The sequence below is a fragment of the Methanospirillum hungatei genome (assembly GCF_019263745.1).
GTDB classification, from domain to species: Archaea; Halobacteriota; Methanomicrobia; order Methanomicrobiales; family Methanospirillaceae; genus Methanospirillum; species Methanospirillum purgamenti.
The window spans coordinates 13,878-36,397 of the sequence record NZ_CP077107.1; the positions used below are offsets into that span (position 1 = coordinate 13,878).

A 22,520-nucleotide genomic window follows, 5' to 3' on the forward strand; every position below is an offset into this window, starting at 1 on the left:
TATGATTATATACTGGATAAAATGGAAACACATTTACTCTAAAAGAGCCGAAACACTTATGGTGCACCATATTACAATAGTATTGGTGCACTATCCTCTAACAGCGAAACATGCACCTAGCACAGTTTCTTCTGTACAGATCAATTCTGGTAACCCTGGAAAAATCGTACCGATTTTGTAAATTATTAGGTGAATCCATTTTTTATGAGGTCTTTATTTCTTATTCTATAATTATGAAACATTTTTCAATACACATCACTCTGATATTGGTGCAATAATGATGCAGACATCGGTTCTGGAACTTATTAATAAGATAGAACAAGAATCTGGACAATTAACAAATCCTGAGCGTGCTCTTCTTATAACAGATGGTTCAGTTACCCGGCTTTTGGAGGCATTTGGTAATGCACCAGTCGGTGTCAGAACAATACAGCAGAATATTATTCAGGCATCAGAAAAAATCGCAGAAATTCTTGAAGTTAAACCCGGTGAAGATGTGAATTTTCGGGAAGTGGATCTGTACAATAAAAATAATAATCGTGTTCTGATTCATGCTATCTCATATGCACCATTGAAACATCTTCCGGCGGGTGCAATAACCCGGCTTATGAAAGAAGATGAACCGATTGGTATGATAATGCGTGATGAAAAGATGGAATCAAGGAGAGAAATCTTATCAATACAAAAAATTTCTCTCCCATCAGATGACCTGAAAAGGAATCAAATGGCGAAATTTAATTTGAGCAGATCATACCGGATAATTCATAATTCACGACCGATATTTTTTATTGAAGAACAAATCCCTTTCCCTCTTTTTACTGAGGATACTGTGGTTAGAGTGATTACTCCTTCTCGACTTCACATCGGGCTTCTTGATATGAATGGTTCAGGAGGCAGAGTCGATGGTGGTTCTGGTATAACTCTGGAAGATCCTGGTTTTATTTTTGAAATATCAGAAGCAGATACCTTTTCCCTGACCTCACAGGAACCAGAGGTTGCATACCAGGTGCAGCCAATCCTTGAAAAATTAAACATGAATGGATTGTCGATACCTCCGGTACATATTCACATTCAACAATCTATTCCCTTTCATTTTGGGCTTGGAAGTGGAACCCAGGCAGCTCTTGGAATTGCGGCCGGGATTGGGACAATGATTGGAGCGAATTTTTCTACAGATGCTCTTATTGCCTTATCCGGAAGGGGAGGAACTTCAGGGATAGGAACAAGAGCCTTTTTTATGGGAGGATTACTCGTTGATGCTGGTCACCGGTTTGGCCCTGGCAGAAAGAAGGATTCTTTCGCACCATCAGCCTCATCATCAGGTGCAGGAGCAGCTCCTCTGGTTGGCCGGTATAATATCCCGAAAGATTGGAATTTCGTACTTGCAATACCTGATGGATTGGCAGAAATTCACGGTCAGTTGGAATATGATATGTTTCAGAGATACTGTCCTGTTCCACAACATGAAGTTCAGGCTCTTTCTCATATTCTTCTTATGAAACTGATCCCTTCTGTAATCGAAGAAGATCTGGAACAATTCGGAGAGGCAATTAATGATTTCCAGAATTATGGGTTTAAAAAATGTGAAATCAGTCTTCAGTCACCGGTTATTACGGATATCATTGATGCCATGAGGGATGCCGGTGCAGCTGGGGTAGGTATGAGTTCATTTGGACCGGTAGTGTATGGGGTATGTGATTCGAATACGTCTGCTATCATTTCTTCAGCTCAAAGGATTATGAATCAATGGAAAGGCGGAAAAACGATCTGCACGAAGGGGAGAAATAGGGGTGCTGATATTATGAAAACCTAATTCCATTTACTATCGAAAATTAAGCGCTTTTGATCAGATATCTGCCTGAAAGTAACGGATGAGATATTTTCGGACCTTTTCTGATTCAACAAATCCCTTATCAAGTTCATCAACAAGTGAATCGATAATTTCTACCTGTTCTGAAATTTTTACATTTTCAGGGGTATCAGAAAATGAAGCAAGAGTCAGGATGACACTTAATGGATTTCTAATTCTATCATTTAAAATTGCAAATTGTTCAATATTCTTATTTATCTGTTCAAAGGCATTTTTCTGAAGTTGCCTGATACCTACCCTGTCAGAGATATCCCGGGATATCTGAATGATGAAATCTTCATTTTGAATTTTTACTATTAAAGCGGTGATTTCAACTGGAATTTTCATCCTATCCTTTGAGACTTCTGAAAATTCTCCTGTCTGAACTGGTTTAATTCGAAAATTTTTAATAAAAGACAAGAACTTTCCAAATTCTTCTGGGGGAAGAATATCTGCAGGTGAAAGTGTCAATAGTTCCTTCTGAGTGTATTTTAGTCTTTTAATCGCAGATGAATTAGTCTCTATAAAACGTCCAGGGTAATATGTTTCATCTACCCGATACATTGTAACTGAGTCAAACAAATTTTCAAAAATTATTTTGAATCTTTTTTCAGTGCGGATTAGGAGTTCTTCAGTCTTTTTCCATCTTGTGATTTTTCTAAAATATCCTAACTTCCAGGAACAATCAGAATTTTTTGTTTTCTGAATTGTAAATTCCACAGAATGACCTTTACCTGGCCCGGAAAAAATATCAAGATCTTTATCTTCCAGGTTATGTGAGGATAGATGATATCCCTCCAGTGAGATAATGTCTGAACTTTTAATCACTGGAATAACAACTTCCTCAATGAAACGATCAAATTTTTTTCCGATATAATCCACATCATTGACCGGAAATAGTTGAAAAATCCCTTTGTTCAGGTGACAAATGATATCTGAATCGTTTAAGATTATAATGCCATCTTCAATTTCTGAAGTAAGCTCATACCAGATCTGATATAAACTCTCTATGGGTATCATGAATTAATTTATGTATGTAATTAAATCTATATATGGAAAAAGCATTCTACCAATTATTATAAAATGTGTTGTATAAATTCGAATACCTGCACCTTTATATTACTATTCTTTTATAATGATACAGATAAAATATGGCATCCCCAGATTTCGAGACGAACATTCTCTATACATTAAAAAAAGAAGCAGGTTCTGTTCTTCCCATAGACATTTGGTATGAGGGGGAGATCTGGGTTTTTCATCCGGTGGGTTCAATTGACACTACAACATCATCTGATCTAGAAGGAACATTGATGGAAGGCATTGCCCAGGGGATGCGATGGATTATCCTTGATCTGACTGATGTTCGGTATGTATCAAGTGCAGGAATACGTGTTTTTATTACCACAGTAAAGTCCTTAAAAAAAGAAAATGGCGAAATTCGATTTTCTACTCCTAATAAAAATGTATTAGACGTTCTTCAATTATCTGGATTGTTAAAAATATTAAAAGTATATCCTGATAATTCAACAGCTATCAAGTCATTTGCCTGTAAAACATAATGTATATAAAAAATTTTCTTATTTTATTATTACCTTTTTCCTACGTCATGAAGGTATTCAAAATCAATATGTCCGTTATAGGGGTCTGTTTTCAATAGTCTTACAATTACTTTTTGCCCAACTTTTAGACCTGATTCTTTTCGCATTACTCTTCCTTCTGCAGGAGGGCTGATAAGTCTGACATATATTCCTTTTTCTGATGCACCTGTCACAAATCCCTCAAAGTTTTCTCCAATTCTTGGTTTTAGGAGGACTGCTGCTGCTGATTTTCTCATAAACCGCTCAACCTTGTTTGCTGCTTTTTCCCGACCGGAAAGCCATTCCGCTTTCTCATCCAGTTCCCTGACATGATAAGGAGATTTTGTTCCAAGAAGAACTGATTTAATGAGACGCTGGATAATAAGGTCAACATATCTCCGGTTAGGGGCAGTACCATGTGTGTAATCGGTTACTGCAAGTGCAAAGTGGCCGATAGGGGTTTTACCTGGGATGAATGGAACATACTCTCCAGAACCCATAAGTTTCACTATAGTGAGTGAGAGATCGGGGAATCGTTCAGGATCAGTTTCCCGTTGTTTTGTCAGAAAAGAAGAGAGGGATTTTGCATCCGGATTGAATGGGAGTTTTTCACCGTATTTTGCTGCTACAAGTCGAATCTCTTCCCAGTATTTAGGAACTCTGACAACTCGTTGTATCATGGGTAAACCGGCGTTTTCAAGAAAAACTACCATTGTCCCGTTAGCTGCAACCATGAACTCTTCAATAAGGCATCGTGCAGCATTTTGCTCTTGGATTACCAGGTCAGTCACCGTTTCTCCATCCGACACCACCTGTGCTTCAAGGGTTTCAAGATCCAGGGCACCCTGTCTTCTTCGATGTGCACGAAGACGTATTGCAGCTTCATTTTGCAATTCCAGTTGTTTTTTCAGACCTTCAGTCTCTGCTACATGTGTTGGAACCGGAATCTTATCTTCAAGCCAGTCTCCGATTTCTTCATAGATAAGCTTTGCCTTATTCCGGACCACTCCCTGGTAAATATCACCTGGTCTGACTCCCCCATCAGAAAGAACTGTGAATTCGATGATTATTGCATAACAGTCCTGACCTGGAAGGAGTGAGGTAATTCCTTTACAGAGTCGGTCAGGGAGCATATGAAAGGTAATAATTCCTGGATAGACCGATGTTCCATTATGTCCGGCATGTTTATCGATATAGGAATTCTTTGTCACATAATGATCAACATCTGATATGGCTACTTTTACATGAATTTCACCATTTTCACCTTCTTTTACGAACTCAATCTGGTCAAGATCTTCTGAATCCACATTATCGATAGAGCTCCAGAGGAGTCCACGGAGATCTTTTATTCCTTTTTTAATTTTTATATGATGTTCAGGGTTTAGGTGGTTTGTTTCATGAATAACCTCACGTGAAAACCTGGGATTAAAACCATATCTCTCCATGGTGTCCCATGAAATCGTTTTTAGATCAACATGCTGATGTTTCATAATGCATCCCTGATAGAGGAATCATACCGGGCTATAGATATCTGTTCGCATTTTTCTTAGGGTATCAGTTTTCTGTTATCACATCCCATAATCTGGTATGAAACAATCAATCGGAAAGAAACCTGCAATTATTCCAACACCAGTTCTTATTATCGGAACCTATGATAAAAACGGAAAAGCAAATAGCATGACCGCTGCATGGGGTGGAGTCTGCAGCTCTGATCCTCTCAGTATCTCCTTTTCTGTTCAGCGAACCAGGCATACACATGAGGCTTTGCTGGAAAAGAAAGAATGTACAATAAGTATTCCTTTAGCAGCCCATGTGAAAGAGGCAGATTATTTTGGGGTGTCATCTGGAAGAGATCGAGATAAATTTTCAGATACTGGTCTCACCCCGGTTCGTGCACCTTCGGTTCATGCTCCCTATGTTGATGAGTTTCCTATTGTCATCGAATGTAAAATCTCCAATGTAGTGGATGTTGGAGTGCATGACCTTTTTATCGCAGAGGTTGTTGATGTTCTGATCGAAGATACCTGGATGAGTGCAGATGGGAAACCTGATCTTCAAAAGGCACCCTTCTTCTTTTATAATCCCCTGGATCGGTCATACTATAAAACTGGAGAATTTCTGATGCAGGGATTTTCAACCAGTAATCTCTTTAAATAATTTTTTCAGAAAAGAAAATGATGTCTTGAAAAGATTAGCCATACATGGAAGGTCATGTATCTGCTGGTTTTTCTTCATCCATAAAAAGGGGGACATTTGAAAATATGTTTACATCAAAAACTCCCTTGGTTGTTACCCGTAACTCAGGAATTACTGATAATGCCAGAAAGGAAAGATACATGAAGGGATCTTTGATTGCGCCACACGCTTTTGTGAGGTGATGAATACTCTCTAAACCTTTATGCACGTTTTCATACGGTAATTCTGACATTAATCCGGCAAGAGACAGAGGTAAACAGACCTCCTCCTTCCCATTCAGGGCAACCATCGCCCCCTTATTTTTTACTACCATCGCAATCGCAGAGATGATTTCATTATCACTTGTCCCGACTGCGATGATATTATGGGAGTCATGTGAAACACTCGATGCCATAGCACCGCTTGTAAGACCAAGACCCCTGACCAGCCCTACTCCAATATTTTCCGGATAATATCGTGAAACAACCACAATTTTTAATATATCCCTTTTTAAATCTGGAATTTCATCACTTGAAAGTTGGATATATTCTGCCTTTGTTCCTATCTGTCCTTCTTGTATCTTGACAACCCGTGCAGTTCCTGTTCCGGTTATCCTGATCTCTTCCGGGGATGGAATTTTAGCATGGAATGGCCAGTTTTTTAGGGTATGAGTTTTTTCTTTCCTAAAATGTTCAGGGAGTACTAATCTCCCGTTTTTATATGTAGCATGAACGTTACACTTTTTTATGTCATCTATGACACAGAAATCAGCAATACGCCCGGCACTTATTGCACCTCTGTCATACAACCGAAAACGTTCTGCAGGTGAGAGCGTTGCCATTCTGTATGCAAGTTCCGGTTCACATCCTTCTCCAATCGCTTTTCTGATACAATCATCAATATGGCCGGATGTAACTAGCATATCTGCATGCCGGTCATCAGTACAGAAACTACAGCGGGATGATGAACATGCGTTAACCAGAGGAATGAGGGTATGCAGATTTCGTTCAGTCGAGCCTTCCCTGATGAATAGAAACATTCCCTTCTGAAGTTTTTCTTTCCCTTCGCTTTTTACAGTAGTTTCATGATCGCTTTGAAGTCCGGTGGCAATATATTGATCAAGCAAAGTTCCGGTCAGAAAAGGAGCATGTCCGTCACGAATGGAGGTCAGGATTAATTTTTCCATAACTAAGGGTTCCTCTGATAACACTCCGGGCACGTTCATCATTTCACCCAGACCCAGAACACCATCTCTGTTCATGAAGGGAAGAAGTAAATCAGCCGTAAGCGTTATTGCACATTCGTCGATAGGGGTTGCAGCAACACAGGAAGGCAACATAACCATGATATCCAGCGGCTGATTTTCATGTGCCTGAAGTATATATTCTATTCCTGCAGTTCCACATACATTCGCAATTTCATGAGGATCTGCAACAACCGTGGTAGTTCCATGCTGCATAACGAGCCGTGCATATTCATATGGGGTGAGTAATGAACTTTCAATATGAACATGAGCATCAATGAAACCGGGGCAGACATAAGAGGATTTGAGATCTACCTCTTCTTTTCCTGAATACCCTGGTCCGGTACCTATAAATATCCCATTCCTGACAGCAAAATCTTCATTTAGCCATTCACAGGTATATGGGTTGAAAATAATCCCGTTTTTAAATATTATATCTGCTGATTCTTCCCATCTGGTCATAAAATATTTGTTTCCCCCTGGATTGACACACGGGTCATATAGTGGAATTTATAGATATTAAGACGTTATTATCATTAAGAACTATGTTTGATCTCGACAATTATGCAGCAGATTTTCGTAGTGAGATCATCGCAGGTGTTTCTATTTTTTTAGCTTCTTTATATATTGTAATGGCTCAACCGGCTATTCTTTCGGAAACGGGTATGCCGTTTACAGCAGTGATAACGGCAACTGTACTGGCAACAGCAGTATCGAGTATTCTGATGGGCATATATGCCAATAATCCCGTAATTGTTGCCCCAGCAATGTCTGTCAATTCCATGTTTGTCTACGTCAGTGTCACTTTTACCGGAATAACCTGGGAGATTGCACTGGGTGTGCTCTTCTGGAGTGGCATTATTTTTTTATTACTCTCTATTCTGGACAAAAACCAATATTTCATCAAAACGATACCACGGCCACTCCGGACCGGTGTTGCAGGAGGTCTTGGTCTTTTTATTGCCTTTATTGGATTAAATCATGGCGGGTTTATTTTTAATATCTCACACCTTAGTGCATCCAATGTTTTTTCTGAGCATAATGTGTTCCTGTTTTTAATAGGTATAACTATTATCAGTATACTCATGGTCCGTCAGATTCCGGGGGCATATATAATCGGAATATTCACAGTAACCATTCTTTCATTTATTGTCGGACAGAACCCTCCGGATTTTTATTTTGAGCAGAGTGGCTTTAATAATTTTTTTGAATATCCGGACTTCAGTCTGATTGGGCGTGCCGATATCCTTGGAGCCCTGGTGTTTCCATGTATGCCATTTATCGTGCTTTTTCTAGTGACTGCGTATGTTGATAATATTTCTACTTTGATTGGTCTTTCAGAAGCGAGTAATATGCTGAATGAAGAAGGACAACCTCGTCAGGCAGATAAAAGTCTGAAAACAATAGGAGTGGGCATGATACTCTCTCCTCTTGTGGGTACATCACCAGTTACAGCCTATGTTGAATCAGCGGTTGGGATTATTCAGAATGGACGGACTGGGCTTGTTGCAGTTGTGGCCGGATTATGTTTCCTGCCCCTGCTCTTTTTAGCCCCACTATTCTCTCTCATCCCACTCGAGGCGACTGCACCGGTACTCGTCATATCTGGTGTAGTGATGCTCTGGCCCCTTGCCTACCTTCGATGGGAGCGACTCGATGATATCATCCCGTTCTTTGTATCATTTCTCATGATTCCCTTTACCGGATCGATTGCATTCGGTATCATGGCGGGATCACTTGTCTGGACTGCAATCAGAATCGGAAAAGGCCGATGGCGCAGGGTCCCTGTAATTCTCTGGATTATCAACATTCTCGCGGTTATTTATCTGGTGTTTCTCTCATAATGAGTGGGGTGTGGTGTGACAAATCCGGTTGATGAGCATATACAGCATTTTCACACATTGCTGGAGAGAGATGGTCATATCCGGATAAAGGATATTGAACCTGGTCACGCGGCGATGGATTCCTCCTTGCATTATCATGCCGGTTCATCATCCATTAACGTATCTGCTTTTTATTATGCTGCGATGCGGCTTCCGAGGTGCATTGATTGTGTTCGGACCATTATTATCAGCTCAGATCTGCAGAGTATGGTTGATTCCGGATTTCCGATATATGACTGGGAGGAGGTCAGGACAGAGGGGAGAAGAAGGAAGTGTTATTATGACAAAAATTTTCTACTCGCCGCCCATATGTCAAGTGTTTCTGATATTGATGATATTATCACAATTATTACCACTTTTCAGATAGAATGGAATAAGATCCATGATTGCTTGAGCCGGCCTGATGAATATTCAAAAATCAAGATTTTTCATCAGATGAATTTGTATCTAACCGGATTAGAACTGTTTCAAAAAAAAATTGAACATCTCTCATAATGACTGGAAATTATTTTTAAAATTATGTAGCGGAGATCCTGAAAGTTTTCTCTTAACCATTGGATCAAAAAGATTAGATTTTCATATTCAGAGAGTATTCAGGTCTGACGAAAATACCCGATCACATCTTGATGCATGGTGGGAAGGACTTGTGGCTTCATGTCCGTATTCGTTATCTTCCTGTCCTGTCTACTTTGTATCGGCAAATATCTACAGCATTCCTTCTTTGGTGACTGGATTCCTGGACAATGATGAAGCCCTAATTTCCAGTTTTCTAGATAATTCACCGGATGAAGTTCGTGATCGGCTTCATATGTTACTGAGTGATGATGATGACAGCAGGATCAAAAATCTACTTCATTATTGTAATGTTTATTATTCTGAAACAGGAAGTCTGTCTCATTCTACCTTTGAAAAAGATTCAGGTATTATTCGATTCCAGAACTCTTCTCATTTTGACCTGAATGCATGTATCATTCCAATACAGAAACTATCCGAAGATCGGATAGATTCACGAATACGGATTCGACAATCAGATGTATTACAACATAGTGATGCACTGATAATTATAATCGATTATCCTCTTGGAAGTGCTGCTCATGATATTCTCTCTTTAATCTTGGAAAAATGCACAGTAATTGGAATCTATATATTTGGAAAAGCTGGCACACTTCGTAATCGAATTGGAGACATTATCATTCCTTCCACTATATGGGACACCTTTTCAGGTAATGAATTCCGCTTTCATAACTGTTATTCAGCTTCAAACATTCGTAAACACACCAGTTGGACAGCGGTGCTGGAAGATCAAAAGTCTGTTACTGTGAAAGGGACTCTTCTTCAGAACAGAAAACAGATGAGGAAATACTTCTCCCAGGGATTTAATACTGTTGAAATGGAGTCTGGTCCATATCTTACTGCTTTGGCTGAATACTGGGGTATTGTTCCTGAAGATAGTATTGTATGGTTAAATCATGATAATGTTCTAGATTTTGGTCTGATACATTACGTGTCTGATGCTCCTTTTAACCGGCGGGAAACTCTATTATCCTATGAAGGCTGGTATAACACGCTCGAATCTGTGTATGCCTGTTCAATTGCAACTCTCAATCTGATTTTCAAGAAAGAGATCGATCGTATAGGGAAAAGCCCTTGATACTTGAAAGGTTCTTGACTTTGATTTGTGCACTAGCCGGATAGTCTTCCGAATGGTCCGGCTCTTATTTCACAATCTTTTTGTAGGTACAGATGTGAAAGAGATTACTTACGCATTCAGGCAAGAAATGAGAGAATTAGAATATGGAATCAGGAAGGAACTCGTTAAGCATTCCCTGTGCACCACACTGTCAGAATCATGAATCTCCTCCAACAACTGGTCTTTTCATCCCCGCCGATAAAAGATATCTCCACCTCTTACTCGGGTATGTCACTGAGATCTGTCATATTGTCAATTTATCCGACACCGATCTCTTTCACCTTGAAGTTGCATCTGAAGAAGCATTCATCAATATCGTAGAACATGCATATCCTGACTGCAAACCTGGGAATATCTACATAGAAGCGAGGATGAAACCGACTGAACTGGTTCTCTCATTCCGTGATGAAGGAATCCCCTTTCATGATTCTCCAAAAGAGTATCCTCTTGTAATATCGTCAGATGGTGATATTCAATCTCCTCATGGTTTGGGATTTCAAATCATGAGGAACACAGTTGATGAAGTACGGATGGAAAATTTGGGAAAAATGGGAAAAGTTCTTCATCTTATCAAAAGGTACCCTGCTCCTGTTGAGATTGAGATGGCCCAGAATGTCCATGAAATTCCAGAAGCTCCTCTTCAACAATATTCAATCCGGCCTATGCAGACTCAGGATGCTTCGCAGGTCTGCCGGCTTTTTTGGTTAGTATATGGGTATACCTATAAAAATGAGAACTTTTACCGGCCAGAAGGACTTATTGACCTGAATGATAACGGTCGCATTGTCAGTTATGTTGCTGTGGGTGAAGATAATGATGTAGTGGGACATGTCGGTCTGATAAGGCCTGAACCTGTCCTTATGGCAGAATTTGGACTTCTTGCAGTCTCTCCTGCTCACCGTGGCCGAGGACTTATGGGACAATTAGAGGATGCAATTTTCGCTAAGGCTGAAGAAATGAATCTCGTCGGCTTGTCAATTAATGCGGTTACGAGTCATCCTAAAAGTCAGAAATCAGCTGTAAAGAAAGATTTTGTCCCATGTAGTATTGACCTGGCTGCATGCCCCCCTCGAATGTTTAAAGCTCTTGTAAGCGATAGTGTACCTGCCCAGCGAGAGTCATACCTCCACGGGTTCAAATATTTTAACACGCCACCACCACGAACCGTGTATGTTCCCAAAAGGCACCATAATTTTGTTCACACCATTTATTCCAAAATGCAGCAGTCTTGCACATTTAGCGATCCGACCCCGGCACGAACTCCTGGTGACTATAAAATACATTATGATCGAACCCTGCAAAAAGGGATCATTACCGTTATATCTGCAGATGAAAGGCAATGGCCTGAGATCCAACGAGTGGTAGATGATATGGTACACCTGGCCGGGGCTGAAGTTGTTGATCTTGACTTACCGGTTTCACAACCAGCAACAACACTTCTTTTTGATCTTGCTGAATCTGCGGGTTTTATCTTTACTGGTATTCGGCCTTGTCAAGCTCCGGACGGGGATTGTTTCAGACTTCAATTTCTTTCAATTCCCTTTGACCTAACCCATATACAGTTGTATCCTAATTATGGTGAGTTTTTACTCGAATATATAACAACTCTGATGAAATAATGACTGATAAAGATATTTCTCCCGGTTTTTTTCTTTTCTCTATTGTGATGATCCATCCTTTCAAATATGAGTAGTATTTATAAAGAAAAAAACAGAACACCATATCATGTATAATTTCCGGAATTCGCTACCGATTCTAATAGTTGTCATCTGTTTATTCTATACGGCAGGATGCACAGGTGCTACTCATGATGAAGATTACAAAACCCTCGTTATCGATGCCATTGAGAGAATGGATCCTCAGAATGAAAAGATTGTAAATCCCTATAAGGGGATGACTGTTGATGACCTCTCGGCAATGAAGACCTTTGCAGAGCAGGCAAAAAGTTCAGCAGAAGAGATGACCCTTTCTGATACTTATAAGAAATCGCGGGAATTTTTCATTCGGTCAATGGATGCAACCATAGCAGGTGTTGATAGTCTGCAGGGAGATATTGATACAACAACTGGAAAAGTTGATAGCACGGCTCCGGCAACGAATTATTTCATCCAAGCTCAGTCAGACCTTGGCAGTGCTGCAGACATTATCAAAGTTCCCAAGAAAAAAACATATTAATATAGGTTTTTAATAAAATCTGTGTGGAAATCATCACTCATTTTTGCCTGATAATTTCCTACCTGGCATGTATCGCTGCATGAGCAGCTGCCAACCTTGCAATCGGAACACGCGGTCCGGAACACGAAACATACGTGAGTCCTATTTGATGACAAAACTCAATTGATGACGGATGACCACCATGTTCTCCACAGATACCAACTTTCATACCTGGACGTGTTGCTCTTCCCCATAGGACAGCAAGTTCCATCAGTTTTCCAACTCCTTTTACATCGAGGACCTCAAATGGATTATCCTGAAGGATGTGATTCATATTATACATTGGAAGGAATTTATTCTCCGCATCTTCGCGTGAAAATGAGAATGTTGCCTGGGTGAGATCATTTGTTCCAAATGAGAAAAACTCCGCTTCTTCTGCAAGGTTTTCTGCTCGCATACATGCTCGAACAACCTCCAGCATAGATCCAAATGAACAATTAATTGTTAGTCTATATGCTGATTCAACATCTTTGTGAATATCTGTTACCCATTCCTTTACTCGTTTTAATTCCTGAGCAGTACAAACCTGTGGTATCATGATTTCAGGATGAACATCCACTCCATTTTTCAGACATTCTGCTGCTGCTTCAAGTATTGCACGAATTTGCATTGAATAAATCTCTGGAAATGTTAGGCCTAGTCTGACTCCCCGATGACCTAGCATGGGATTTACTTCATGGAGAGATCTGACTTTGTTGAGCATTGTTTCTTTTTTTAGAATGACAGCATCAAGTAATTCAGGATCAGCTGGTGTCTGCACAATCGGATGGACATCATCATGCTGGAACATGAATGCCACATTCTCTGATAAAACTTTCATTCCTCGAAGGTTTTTTCGTAAATTTCGAAGTATATCTATTTCATCAACAAGATGCTGTTCTTGTGGTAAAAATTCATGAATAGGGGGATCGAGCAGTCGGATGGTAACCGGACAGGGTGCCATTATTGTAAACAAATTTTTAAAATCTTCTCGTTGAATGGGGAGCAGTCTGTCCAATGCCTTCTGGCGATCTTCTTTCGTATCGGCGATGATCATGTCAATGACTATTGGAAGACGGCTGAGATCATTGAACATTCGTTCAGTTCTGCAGAGGCCAATTCCCATCGCTCCAAATTTTAAGGCTCGTTTTGCATCAGATGGAATATCTGCGTTTGCCATGACTTTAAGACGAGCAACTGCATCAGCCCAGGAGAGAAGAGTTGCAAGATCTGAAGAAAATTCAGCATCGATGAGTGGTACTTCTCCCAGGTATACTGCTCCGGTTGAGCCATCAATGGTGATAACATCACCTTCAGTGATTTGATATTTCCCGATAAGTGCATGTCTGAGTCTTACATCAACATGTATTCCTTCAGCACCGGCAACACAGGGTTTTCCCATTCCCCTTGCTACAACAGCTGCGTGAGAAGTCTTTCCTCCCCTGCTTGTCAAAATTCCCTGAGATGCAAAAAAGCCATGAATATCTTCGGGTTTTGTTTCTTCACGGACAAGAATTACTTTCAAGCCCTCTCTTCCCATTTTTTCTGCACGGTCTGCATCAAATACAGCAATTCCTGATGCACCTCCAGGAGATGCAGGAAGACCGGATGCAATCGGGGCAACATCATCGGATATATTCAGCCTGGGAAAAAGGAGTTGCTCAAGTGTTTCAGGTTTAATTCTAAGAAGTGCCTGTTCTTTTGTAATTAATCCTTCTTCTGCCATTTCTACTGAAGTTCTGACCATTGCAGTTGCGTTCATTTTTCCATTTCTGGTCTGAAGACAATAGAGAATCCCCTCTTCTATGGTAAATTCAAAGTCCTGAACTTCTTTAAAATGTGATTCCAACTTATTTCGAAGTTCCATCAGTTCCCTGAACAGGTCTGGCATTTCATGAGCCATGGCAGCGATAGGTTTTGGTGTTCTGATTCCTGCAACAACATCTTCTCCCTGGGCGTTTACAAGATATTCCCCAAAAATAACATTTTCACCAGTTCCTGGATCACGGGTAAAACCCACCCCGGTTGCAGATTTATTGCTCATATTTCCAAATACCATCGCAACAATATTTACTGCAGTCCCGTTAGCCATATCCGGGGTAATTTTAAACTCACGTCGGTAATCAATGGCTCTTTTTCCCATCCATGAATTAAAAACAGCTTTTATAGCTATTTCAAGTTGTTCATAAGGATCATGTGGAAAGGGCTTACCGGTAAATTGCTTTACTACCTGCAAAAAAGAAGTGCATACGTCTGAAAGATCCCAGGCAGAAAGTTCAACATCCTGTTTTACTCCGGCCCTTTCTTTTACTTTCTCAAATTCTTCATCAAATAGTGCATCTGGTACCCCTAATGCAACCTTTCCAAACAACTGAATGAACCTGCGATATACATCGTAACAGAACCGTTCATTATCAGTAGCAACAAGAAGACCTTTCAGAGTATCAGGATTTAATCCCAGGTTTAATATGGTATCCATCATCCCTGGCATAGAGAGGGCAGATCCTGATCGGACGGAGAGCAATAGAGGTTTTAGAGCATCACCAAATTTTTTTCCGGTATTTAATTCGAGAAGTCTCAAATGATCTGTTACCTGACTCATCAGGCTCGGTGGAAGTCTATGCTTTTCGTCTTCTAGATATGCCAGACAGGCTTCAGTAGTAATTACAAATCCCGGAGGTACCCTGATTCCGGTTTGCGTCAATTCGCATAAATTTGCACCTTTTCCACCGAGGAGTTTCTTATCTTTTCCATTACCATCAGAGAATGAATAAACCCAGGTTTTACTCATCGTCACCACCCTAATTGTCTCTCTCAAAAAATCTGTTCATCACAACAATTATAGTATATAACAAAATCCTCTGAAATTTTGCAGAATATTTACTTATATCTATGAAGTGTGATTAGCGTACATGCTTTGGAATGCCCTTCGTCACACGTAGTTTATTCCAAGTTGTTTGTCAATACACGGTAAGGAACTTTTACCTACTGATATGTCGTGTATTGGTAGACCATGTATTTATAACCTTATAAAGAAAGAAGAAAATGATATTTTTTCGCTAAAATATGAAATTGTCGTTATTCTACTTTTATTATCATGAGAGTAATATCATCGAACTGAGGTTCATTCCCTGCAAAGACATTCACATCGTTTATGATTTTATCAACCATTTTTTGAGGTTCTAAATATTCATTTTTCTGAATTAATTCTTTGAGTCGATTTTCCCCATACATTTCATTCGTTTCATTCACTGCTTCTGTAACCCCGTCTGTATACATACAAATGATATCACCGGATTGTAGGATTGTTACATTTTGATCATATTGAGCATCCGGTAGAACACCAATAGCAATCCCAGTTAATGGAAGTTCAAAAAATTCTCTGGTTGTCTGACGATAGATAATTGGTGGATTATGACCTGCATTGACATACCGTAGAGATTTCTTTTCCTGGTTAATTATTCCATAAAATAAGGTAACAAAGATACCTGTCTTAGAATTATCTTCGATGATAGTATTTGCATAGGTGATAGTCTTGGCTGGTTCATCAAACCATCCTGCGACAACTCTGACGACAATTCTGGAAAGAGCCATAAATAATGCTGCAGGTACCCCTTTTCCGGAAACATCCGCGATCATAATTCCGAGTGACTCTTTTGAAAGTTTTATGACCTGGAATGGAATGATATCAAAAAAGTCTCCCCCAACTTCTTTAGCCGGACATGATTTCGCTGCTATGGAAAACCCTGGAAAAACAGGGAGAGTATCTGGAAGAAAACTCTGCTGAATTTTTGCCGCTATATGTAGTTCTGCATCTTTTTTTGCAATTTCTGTTTCAAGTGCTAATTTCTCATCCATTGTTTTCCATTCTGCAATCAGGTTATGGTACATTGTTGAAAATATGCCCATTCCTATTGCATTAATGATAATCATGGGAATGATTACTACGGTAATTATGGATACAACCTGAGATGGAGGAGTTGTTGTAATGAGTGCAATCAATGAATGGAGAGTCTCTACCAAAATTGTAAAAATTATTGCAATAGGTGTTGAAACAAATTGTTTTTTATTTGCGTAATACATCACAGCCCCAAGTATTCCGGCCATCACCGAAGCAAAAAAGCAACTGTACATGTATGGGCCACCCTGGGTATAGCGAAAAAAACCTCCGATGAGACCTGCACCAATCCCAACATATGGTCCACAGGTTAACCCTCCGACAAGAGGGCCCAAATCTCTAACATTAATTAAAGCACCGTGTATCTGGATATTTCCTAATGTGCCATATATACTTACAATTCCAAAAAAAAGTGTTAAAATGATCTGAGTTTTTATAGATATTTTTCCAGTAATCACTTCTTTAAAATATCTGCTTCTGGTAAACAGATAAGAAGCAACAAAGATTACTGCGATAATCTGAAAAAGAAGTTTTAGACTTTCAAAAAAATTAATGTCCATCTGACAGCCTTTACCTTATTATTTCATCTGTTGATATACTAGTGACTTGTGAATCATTCTTGCTAACTAAAGTGAGAATGTCATTAAAAAATATAGGTAATTATCTATAAAGTGGTTGAATCATTTTAAATCCGGATGTTCCAGAAATTGCATGTTTTATCCCGTTACTGATGAGTTCTTTTGCTTTTTCACATGCATGAGCATCATCAAAACCCTGAGCGATATACCCGGTTATTGCTGCTGAAAATGCACATCCGGATCCATGAACTTCATATGGTAAGCGTGCATGCGTGAACCGACTCACATCATTTTTTCTTATTAAGAGATCAATGGCTTCATTTCCGGTTCCGTGTCCCCCTTTTATGATTACCTGCTGAGCTCCAAGATCGATGATATTTTTACCCGCAATAAGCATCTCCTCCTCACAGGAGATGGTCATTTTAGCGAGAATTTCTGCTTCAGGGATATTTGGGGTGATCAAATGAGCTCTGGGGGTGAGTGTTTCACGTATATCACGGACTGCATCTTCATCAAGAAGTCGATACCCGGATGTGGAGACCATGACTGGATCAACTACCAAAGGGATTGTTGTAGGTAATGCCTTATCAACGGCCTTGATAATTCTTGAATTAGCGAGCATTCCGGTTTTTACTGCTCCGGGAGTCATGTCTTCAAAAACAGTTTGGATTTGTGTTTTTACAATTTTCGGCTCTATTGGCCAAGATCCGGTTACCTTTGCAGCATTTTGAGCTGTTAATGCGGTAATAACAGCCATCCCCCAAACACCCGTCATGGAAAACGTCTTCAGGTCCATCTGGACACCAGCACCTCCGGATGGATCTGATCCTGCAATAGAGAGAGCTGAGAAATATTCTTTATTCTGAAACTGTGGTGTCATTCTATTCGTTTTTTTATCTTGAATATATTTTCATGAACATATACTTTAGGGCTGTCATTCTTTTATTTAATTTTCTGGTTTCGAAAAAAAGATTAGTATGATCTGCCGATTAGGGTGACGACCGATCCTGGTTTTCCACAGATGATACAATTACCTGCAGACTGGTCGATAAGATCGGTTCTGACTTCAGTTCCCAGAACACTTGCATCAGCGATCTCTTCAAGCCGGTCGGCACATTCACGGTTCCCGCACCAGTGAACGGCGGCAACACCCTTTGACACTATCTCATTCACCAGAGATTCTTCCTTTGCTATGAACAAGTGGTCTTTGATATGCGTTTCTGCACGAATCTGCAGGGCAGCTGTGTATTCAGTCATCTTCCTGCAAACCTCAGAGATGATATTTGCACGTGGAAGTGACTCTTTACCGCCTGAACGAAGAACCCCCATAACTACACCATTGTCCAGGTCACGTGGTCCAACCTCAAGTCTAAGGGGAACTCCTCTCATCTCCCAGTAGTAATATTTTGCACCAGGTCTGAGATCCCGGTTGTCAATTTTTACACGGTATCCTGCATTTTGTAGTTCCTTTTCCAGTAGTTCTGCAGCTTGCATGACCTCTTCCTCACGCTTTTTCATAATTACTGGAACAATGACGATCTGCACCGGGGCAACTTCTGGAGGAAGCATAAGACCTCGATCATCACCGTGCATACTGATGAGAGCAGCAATTGACCGTTCTGAAATCCCATAACAGGTCTGATGACAGTACTGCTGCTGACCTTTCGTATCTTCGTATTGTATACTGAACGTTTTTGAGAAGTGATCTCCAAGATGGTGGACTGTACCGATCTGTAAGGTTCTGCCATCCGGCATAATGGTGTCCACGGCGATGGTATAGTCAGCACCAGGAAATTTATCCCAATCTGGGCGTTTTGATATCAGAACAGGAATATTCAGCCGATCATAAAATTCCTGGTACCGAGCAATGGCATCTTCAACCTGATTTTCTGCTTCATTCCAGGTAGCATGAACGGTATGAGCTTCCTTAAAGGATGTAATCTCACGAAGACGGATTAGTGGACGAGTATGTTTGGTTTCATACCTGAATGTATTGACTATCTGATATACTTTGATTGGGAGATCTGCATGAGATCTCACCCAGAGAGCATACATGGGATATATTGCTGTTTCACTGGTCGGACGAAGGGCGAGTTTGATATCCAGCGGGCTTGTTCCGCCATGGGTGACCCAGTACACTTCTTCTTCAAAACCTTTGATGTGTTCAGCTTCTTTCATAAATTCCGGTTCAGGAATCAGAAGTGGAAACAGTGTCTCCTCGTGATCACGGTCAAGTAATTCCCTAAGAATACCATAAACCCGCTTTCGGATACCAAATCCGAATGGAAACCATACATAGAGTCCTTTTACCGGGTAACGGACATCCATTATTTCTGCACGCCAGAGAATATCATTATACCAGCCTGAGAAATCTGCCTTTTGAGGGAGCGTTCCTTCCTGTTCCTCCATTCATGAGCTCCTATGTCACCATCTGTAAGACGGCTGGCGTGATAAATGCCTCGATAATTGCTGCAATAGCAACAAACGGGATAATATATTTTAGAAAATATCCCCCAAGGCTCCAAGCTTCAAAAGATGCTTCAGATCCTCCTGCTAATTCATTTTTTACAGCTCGTCCCAACATTAATCCAAGGGCTCCTGATGCAATCACCGCAGGGAGCTCAAAAATACCATGTGGTACAATTGCCGCAATAAGAGCAATATATCCCGCTTCTTTTCGCACAATCTCTAATACCGCACCGATTATTACCCCGTTCATCATCAAAATGAAAACAGAGAGAAATCCAAAAAATGCACCACCTATGAAAATAACAACACAAGCCTCTAGGTTATTTAAAAATAATTGAAGGGCAAGCATTGGAGGATCATCTCCCATAATCTGGCCTGCAATCATTTCCTGAAATAAGGTAAGCAATGTCTCACCAAATGCGGGTTCAGTTATGGACAATCCAAATCCAACTGCAAATCCGGCAATCAGGATTATTCCTGAAATCGCCAGGTAATGAGAAATTTTTAACGTTTCAGACATAAAGCACCATTCGCATCATATCCCTGATGCCTGGGGCAAGACCAACCATGATCATGGCAACTAGAATCAGGTACCAGATACCTGTAGCGCCTTCACGCCGGTAGAGCTCGAGAATATAAATTCCTGGAATGAGCACAAGAAGTTTGAGCGGGAACATGACAAATGCAGTTCCGGTCAGGTCAATAAGTGCTGAACCTACCACATGCTTTTCTGTATATGGAATTGCATGAAGGTCAATACCAAATGAGGTTGCACTAGCGTCCAGCATATGTCCGAATATCAGTATCTGATATAATCTATCCTGTACATACTGCCATCTGAATCCGTACCTGATGATGGCATACAAAAGACCTGTTGTCGCAGTTGCCATTGCCAGGATCGTACCAGCGACCAGGAGATCAAAGTGGGCGCTGGTCAGACCGAACCAGATAATAAAGAGAAGTGTTACAGCGGAAAGAAGAATCCCTGCCCAGAAATAGATCCTTTTCCAAGATGGTATCACCCCTCTCTTCTCTAATACATATGCACCATAGAGAGCTGGCATGGCTATTGCAAAAATCAGAAAATAGATTAATGGTGTTATTAAAACAACATGGATATCTGATTTAATAAATCCGGTATCCTCGACAACTCGCAGACATCCCCCGAATACAATCCACGGTATCAGAGAATATACAAACTCCCGATCAATTGAGATATGGTTTGAATCAAGCCATCGGTAAATCAGCCAGGTACATACCAGCAGGATGAACGCATAGGTGAGAGTATTTACGATATTGTATGAGTTATCATAATGGATGGGATCTATGTAATATTTGTAGATGAATTCACTAATCATGAGTTGAGAACTCCATGAGCACAGATACGGTACAGGTTTTGCAGTCGGATGGTTTCAATAAATCGCGATGGACCCAGCTTCCACGGGACGTTCTGATTGGTCATCAGGCAATATTGCAACTTCCTGACATCATCGCGGACATCAGACCAGGCCGTTCAGTCCTCATTATATCTGGTGGAACTACCCGTGAAGTTGCGGGTAATGCAGTTGAAGATATTCTGAAAGACTCATATGATGTCAAGCGGTTTGTCGCTGGAAAACTGGATACAACTACGCTGGAGGCATGTAGTCAGGCCTCAATGTCAACGGATTTCCTTATTGGTGTTGGCGGGGGGAGAGTTATTGATTGCGCCAAAATTGTCTCGTACAAGCAGGGCAAGCCCTTCATCAGCGTTCCAACCGCAGCATCGCATGATGGAATTATTTCAGGGAGGGCAACGCTTCCCACTGAGGCCGGTAGTGTTTCAGTCGGTGCCCATCCCCCGATAGCAGTGGTTGCTGACACGGGAATTATCTCACAGGCGCCCCACAGGCTCATGGCATCAGGGTGTGCTGATGTCATCTCCAATTATACTGCCATCCTTGATTGGGAACTGGCCCACCGGCTCAGGGGAGAACAGATCAGCGAATATGCCATTGCTCTTTCAAAGATGACTGCCGAGATTCTGGTTAAAGATGCAAATCTGATAAAGCCAGGTCAGGAAGAAGCAGCCTGGATTGTGGTAAAAGCATTGGTATCATCTGGTGTGTCAATGGCGATTGCTGGTTCATCACGCCCGGCTTCCGGTGGTGAACATAAATTTGGTCACGCTCTTGAACGTTTAATCCCTGGTGCAGCTCTTCATGGTGAAGCATGCGGCATTGGATCTATTATGACGATGTATCTGCATGGAGGAGACTGGCGGGAGATTCGATCATCGCTCGCCCGCATTGGTGCACCAACCACTCCAAAAGAATTGAATATTCCTGATGAAATCGTTATAGAAGCACTCCTGAAAGCTAGGGATATCCGGCCTGAACGATATACTATCCTTGATATGGGCCTGACACGAGAATCCGCTGAACATCTTGTGCAAATGTTATATGAAGCGTGAAAATATGGAACCAAAAAAAACTCGAGTGACTATCGTCGGCTCTGTGTATGCGAAACCCGGAACTCAGTTTGTTTATAGAGGAAGGGCAGATCAATGTGAGTCTTGCACAATTGCCAGGGTATGTCATAATCTGGAATCCGGCCGCCGATATGAGGTTGTTGCTATTAGGGCAGCATCTCATTCCTGTCCGGTTCATCACCATGGAGCGGTAACTGTAGATGTAATTGAAGCTCCCATTGAAATGCGTTTGTCTCCTGATATTGCTCGAAAAAATACAACCATAACAGTAAATTTCCCTCTATGTGACGAAGCATGCAACTTCTTTGCGGCATGTCATCCGTTAGGAGTTGTGGAAGGACAAAAGTACATCATTACAGACATTTTAGAAGATGAGTCGTTAGCATGTCGGAACGGTCCTTCACCTGTTTTGGTGCGGGTAGTTCCACTTCCGGAAGGTTTGCCGCGGTATACACCATGACGAATACCTCTGTTGAAATTCATGAACTGGTGCGC

Annotated in this window: 19 protein-coding genes; 10 read left to right on the forward strand and 9 right to left on the reverse strand. The window is 40.9% G+C overall.

Going from position 1 to position 22,520, the window contains the following annotated elements; all coding sequences use genetic code 11:
* The first annotated feature begins 277 nt into the window (after positions 1-277).
* Positions 278-1,813 carry a beta-ribofuranosylaminobenzene 5'-phosphate synthase gene (locus KSK55_RS00085; RefSeq protein ID WP_218607718.1) on the forward strand — a complete coding sequence of 512 codons (1,536 nt, stop codon included), beginning with the start codon at positions 278-280 and terminating at the stop codon, positions 1,811-1,813.
* Positions 1,814-1,846: 33 nt separating this feature from the next.
* On the opposite strand, the gene KSK55_RS00090 is transcribed toward KSK55_RS00085, so the two are convergent.
* Positions 1,847-2,869, reverse strand: coding sequence for a PAS domain-containing protein (locus KSK55_RS00090; protein ID WP_218607719.1), 1,023 nt, complete (start codon positions 2,867-2,869; stop codon positions 1,847-1,849).
* A 131-nt stretch (positions 2,870-3,000) separates the two neighbouring features.
* Between KSK55_RS00090 and KSK55_RS00095 the strand changes: the two genes are divergently transcribed.
* Entirely contained in the window at positions 3,001-3,408 is a 408-nt protein-coding gene (locus KSK55_RS00095; protein WP_214421241.1) for an STAS domain-containing protein, read from the forward strand.
* Between the two features lie 29 nt (positions 3,409-3,437).
* Here KSK55_RS00095 and KSK55_RS00100 read toward each other — a convergent pair whose 3' ends face one another.
* The gene (locus KSK55_RS00100; protein WP_218607720.1) at positions 3,438-4,916 is read right to left on the reverse strand and encodes an RNB domain-containing ribonuclease; all 1,479 of its coding nucleotides are present in this window, start codon (positions 4,914-4,916) and stop codon (positions 3,438-3,440) included.
* A 97-nt stretch (positions 4,917-5,013) separates the two neighbouring features.
* On the opposite strand from KSK55_RS00100, the gene KSK55_RS00105 reads away from it, so the two are divergent.
* Positions 5,014-5,583 (forward strand): flavin reductase family protein, encoded by a 570-nt coding sequence (locus tag KSK55_RS00105; RefSeq protein ID WP_218607721.1) that lies wholly within the window; start codon positions 5,014-5,016, stop codon positions 5,581-5,583.
* A 52-nt stretch (positions 5,584-5,635) separates the two neighbouring features.
* On the opposite strand, the gene ade is transcribed toward KSK55_RS00105, so the two are convergent.
* Positions 5,636-7,306 carry an adenine deaminase gene (gene ade / locus KSK55_RS00110; protein WP_218607722.1) on the reverse strand — a complete coding sequence of 557 codons (1,671 nt, stop codon included), beginning with the start codon at positions 7,304-7,306 and terminating at the stop codon, positions 5,636-5,638.
* Between the two features lie 83 nt (positions 7,307-7,389).
* Here ade and KSK55_RS00115 point away from each other — a divergent pair, with 83 nt between their 5' ends.
* From KSK55_RS00115 to KSK55_RS00135, 5 genes are all read left to right on the forward strand, one after another.
* The gene (locus KSK55_RS00115; protein ID WP_218607723.1) at positions 7,390-8,688 is read left to right on the forward strand and encodes an NCS2 family permease; all 1,299 of its coding nucleotides are present in this window, start codon (positions 7,390-7,392) and stop codon (positions 8,686-8,688) included.
* Positions 8,689-8,703: 15 nt separating this feature from the next.
* Positions 8,704-9,222 carry a DUF6909 family protein gene (locus KSK55_RS00120; RefSeq protein WP_218607724.1) on the forward strand — a complete coding sequence of 173 codons (519 nt, stop codon included), beginning with the start codon at positions 8,704-8,706 and terminating at the stop codon, positions 9,220-9,222.
* Complete coding sequence (locus KSK55_RS00125) at positions 9,206-10,378, forward strand: DUF6909 family protein (RefSeq protein WP_218607725.1); 1,173 nt, start codon at positions 9,206-9,208, stop codon at positions 10,376-10,378. The genes KSK55_RS00120 and KSK55_RS00125 overlap by 17 nt, the downstream gene beginning before the upstream one ends.
* Before the next feature lie 143 nt (positions 10,379-10,521).
* A complete protein-coding gene (locus tag KSK55_RS00130; protein WP_218607726.1) occupies positions 10,522-12,036 on the forward strand; it encodes a GNAT family N-acetyltransferase in 1,515 nt (504 codons plus the stop codon).
* Positions 12,037-12,142: 106 nt separating this feature from the next.
* On the forward strand, positions 12,143-12,592 hold the full coding sequence (locus tag KSK55_RS00135) for a hypothetical protein (protein WP_218607727.1): 450 nt from the start codon (positions 12,143-12,145) through the stop codon (positions 12,590-12,592).
* Positions 12,593-12,650: 58 nt separating this feature from the next.
* Here KSK55_RS00135 and ppdK read toward each other — a convergent pair whose 3' ends face one another.
* From ppdK to KSK55_RS00165, 6 genes are all read right to left on the reverse strand, one after another.
* Positions 12,651-15,401 (reverse strand): pyruvate, phosphate dikinase, encoded by a 2,751-nt coding sequence (gene ppdK / locus KSK55_RS00140; RefSeq protein ID WP_218607728.1) that lies wholly within the window; start codon positions 15,399-15,401, stop codon positions 12,651-12,653.
* Positions 15,402-15,688: 287 nt separating this feature from the next.
* On the reverse strand, positions 15,689-17,068 hold the full coding sequence (locus tag KSK55_RS00145; protein ID WP_218607729.1) for a SpoIIE family protein phosphatase: 1,380 nt from the start codon (positions 17,066-17,068) through the stop codon (positions 15,689-15,691).
* Positions 17,069-17,168: 100 nt separating this feature from the next.
* The gene (gene thiD, locus KSK55_RS00150) at positions 17,169-17,966 is read right to left on the reverse strand and encodes a bifunctional hydroxymethylpyrimidine kinase/phosphomethylpyrimidine kinase (protein WP_218607730.1); all 798 of its coding nucleotides are present in this window, start codon (positions 17,964-17,966) and stop codon (positions 17,169-17,171) included.
* A gap of 92 nt (positions 17,967-18,058) precedes the next feature.
* Complete coding sequence (gene proS / locus KSK55_RS00155) at positions 18,059-19,495, reverse strand: proline--tRNA ligase (protein ID WP_218607731.1); 1,437 nt, start codon at positions 19,493-19,495, stop codon at positions 18,059-18,061.
* A gap of 10 nt (positions 19,496-19,505) precedes the next feature.
* The gene (locus KSK55_RS00160) at positions 19,506-20,075 is read right to left on the reverse strand and encodes a stage II sporulation protein M (RefSeq protein WP_218607732.1); all 570 of its coding nucleotides are present in this window, start codon (positions 20,073-20,075) and stop codon (positions 19,506-19,508) included.
* Positions 20,068-20,913 carry a DUF63 family protein gene (locus KSK55_RS00165; protein ID WP_218607733.1) on the reverse strand — a complete coding sequence of 282 codons (846 nt, stop codon included), beginning with the start codon at positions 20,911-20,913 and terminating at the stop codon, positions 20,068-20,070. The genes KSK55_RS00160 and KSK55_RS00165 overlap by 8 nt, the downstream gene beginning before the upstream one ends.
* Before the next feature lie 14 nt (positions 20,914-20,927).
* Here KSK55_RS00165 and KSK55_RS00170 point away from each other — a divergent pair, with 14 nt between their 5' ends.
* Together KSK55_RS00170 and KSK55_RS00175 are read left to right on the forward strand one after the other, a co-directional pair.
* A complete protein-coding gene (locus KSK55_RS00170; protein WP_218607734.1) occupies positions 20,928-22,007 on the forward strand; it encodes an NAD(P)-dependent glycerol-1-phosphate dehydrogenase in 1,080 nt (359 codons plus the stop codon).
* 4 nt (positions 22,008-22,011) lie between these two features.
* Positions 22,012-22,485, forward strand: a complete 474-nt coding sequence (locus tag KSK55_RS00175; protein ID WP_214421257.1) for a UPF0179 family protein — start codon at positions 22,012-22,014, stop codon at positions 22,483-22,485.
* Positions 22,486-22,520 lie beyond the last annotated feature (35 nt).